The organism is Saccharopolyspora sp. NPDC002686 (assembly GCF_040295745.1).
Taxonomy (GTDB): Bacteria; Actinomycetota; Actinomycetes; order Mycobacteriales; family Pseudonocardiaceae; genus Saccharopolyspora; species Saccharopolyspora oryzae.
This window is the reverse complement of the sequence record NZ_JBEOVY010000634.1, coordinates 1-1713: the sequence shown is the minus strand read 5'-3', so window position 1 is coordinate 1713 and position 1713 is coordinate 1. Positions and strand designations below refer to the sequence as shown.

The 1713-nt window shown below is 65.3% G+C and carries 4 protein-coding genes; 2 read left to right on the top strand and 2 right to left on the bottom strand.

Annotated elements, in window-relative coordinates:
* Positions 1–52: 52 nt before the first annotated feature.
* Positions 53–196, bottom strand: coding sequence for a DUF397 domain-containing protein (locus ABTZ89_RS38490; protein WP_351054392.1), 144 nt, complete (start codon positions 194–196; stop codon positions 53–55).
* Positions 193–1029, bottom strand: a complete 837-nt coding sequence (locus ABTZ89_RS38485; RefSeq protein WP_270951558.1) for a helix-turn-helix domain-containing protein — start codon at positions 1027–1029, stop codon at positions 193–195. The genes ABTZ89_RS38490 and ABTZ89_RS38485 overlap by 4 nt, the downstream gene beginning before the upstream one ends.
* A 92-nt stretch (positions 1030–1121) precedes the next feature.
* On the opposite strand from ABTZ89_RS38485, the gene ABTZ89_RS38480 reads away from it, so the two are divergent.
* Together ABTZ89_RS38480 and ABTZ89_RS38475 are read left to right on the top strand one after the other, a co-directional pair.
* Positions 1122–1367: an HC3 family zinc finger protein gene (locus ABTZ89_RS38480; protein ID WP_351054388.1), complete on the top strand. Its 246-nt coding sequence runs from the start codon at positions 1122–1124 to the stop codon at positions 1365–1367.
* Between the two features lie 18 nt (positions 1368–1385).
* Positions 1386–1658 (top strand): hypothetical protein, encoded by a 273-nt coding sequence (locus ABTZ89_RS38475; protein WP_351054385.1) that lies wholly within the window; start codon positions 1386–1388, stop codon positions 1656–1658.
* Positions 1659–1713: the final 55 nt, after the last annotated feature.

Genomic DNA, 1713 nt, shown 5'->3' with positions numbered 1-1713 from the left:
CACGCCGCGAGGACCGCCGACTGCTGGTGCTGCTCGCCCTGCTCGCTGTCGGTTACCTACCGCTCGTGCTGGTCCTGGGCTTGCCGGCCATGTCGCGGATGTAGGTGGCCGACTCGCCGATCGCCAGCTCGACGCACGCACTCTGCTGAGTGCTTCGGCTGGACTTCCGCCAGGGGCCGATCTTTGCGCTGATCACTCTTCGCCGATCCCTTCGGCATGCTTGGCGATGAGCTCGGCGGATTCCGCTGGGCTCAACGCGACTTCGGATACACGTGCTACTGCCTTGCGGAAGGCTGCCACGTCATCCGAACCGGTGACCATAGAGCCAGCATTCGGAGCTTCGGTGAAGACGTGAGGTTCGTCGTCATCGAACTCGAGCAGGGTGAATACGCCGTTCAAGGCGAAGTGGAAGTCCGCATCCAGCGGAATGACCTGGACGACGATGTTGGGCTGGGCTCCGAGCTTGAGCAGGTGGCGCAACTGGTCGAGACGCACTTTCGGCTGCTTGACGGGCCGCCACAGAACGGGTTCGTCGATGTATGCGATCAGCTTCGCCGGTGACGTCCGATCCAGGATTCCTTGCCGCGTCTGGCGCAGCGAGATCGCCTGTTCCACTTCGTAGGGCGAGCGGTCATCGGATTCGAAGAGCGCTCGTGAATAGGCGCGGGTCTGGAGCAGACCGGGAATGACTGTCGGGCTGACAGTCGTCAGGCGCACGGCGCGTTGCTCGGCGTCGATCAGTGCGGAGAGCTGGTCCGGCAAGTCCTTGTGCAGCTCCCACCACACCGGTTCGTCGAGTTCTCGGACCATGCGGAGCAGCTGCTCCCGATCGTGGCCGGTCACACCCAGGACCGCTAGCAGTGAGGCGACGTCTGTTTCGTTGATCCCCTGCGCGACGTTCTCCACCCGCGACACGCGCGACTTGCTCCAGTCGAGCTGTTCCGCGACCTCACGGACCGAGAGGCCGCTCTTCCGCTGGGCTTCCTTCATGAGGCGGGACAAGGCGCGCGCACGTGGGGTGTTGGCCATGCGCACAGCCTAAGTGGGGGTGCTCCTCGGATCGTTTCATTCATTCGAGTAATTGAAACGTCCCACATGATCGCGGGACGATACGTGGGACGTTGCACGAACTGATCTTCGTTCGGGTGGTGGCCATGTATCCGTTTCATTGGGTTCCTGCTGGTGGAGCGCGGCATGCGAGTACCGATGCGCGGCCTGATGGGGCGCTGGCCTACCCGAGCGGGACCGGGGTTCTGACGTTGTGCGGGAGCGAGCTCGTCGCTGACAACTCCGAGGTCGCCTGGCTCTGGGGCACCTGCGCCGACTGCAACTCCGCCGCGCGGCAGATCGCCGATACCGCTCGCTGAACTCCGGAAGGACTCGACATGCTGGACCTGATGCCGCAGATCGGCTCCGTCTCGGCGATCCTCGCCTGCTACCTGGTCCTGACCTGGCGGCCGCGTCGTCCGCAGCACGCCGGTGGCGGTGAGGGTGCGCTGACCGTGTGGCAGCTCGTTGCGCACGTGGAAGCCGAGCGCCGGCAACGGGAAAGCGGTGGCAGGCATCGGCTCCGAGAACCAGCCGAGTCCACATCGGACTGTCCAGGGCTGCCGCAGGAGCTCCAGCAGCGCGTGCTGGACGGACTCCGCCGCCTCTGACCACCTGAATCCCGGTTCGCCGCCGATGCCCCCGACCTGCGGCGGCGAGCCGGAC

Excerpts from the sequence above, each read along its gene's own strand:
- ABTZ89_RS38485 (WP_270951558.1), bottom strand. The coding sequence starts at position 1,029 with ATGGCCAACACCCCACGTGCGCGCGCCTTGTCCCGCCTCATGAAGGAA.
- ABTZ89_RS38475 (WP_351054385.1), top strand. The coding sequence starts at position 1,386 with ATGCTGGACCTGATGCCGCAGATCGGCTCCGTCTCGGCGATCCTCGCC.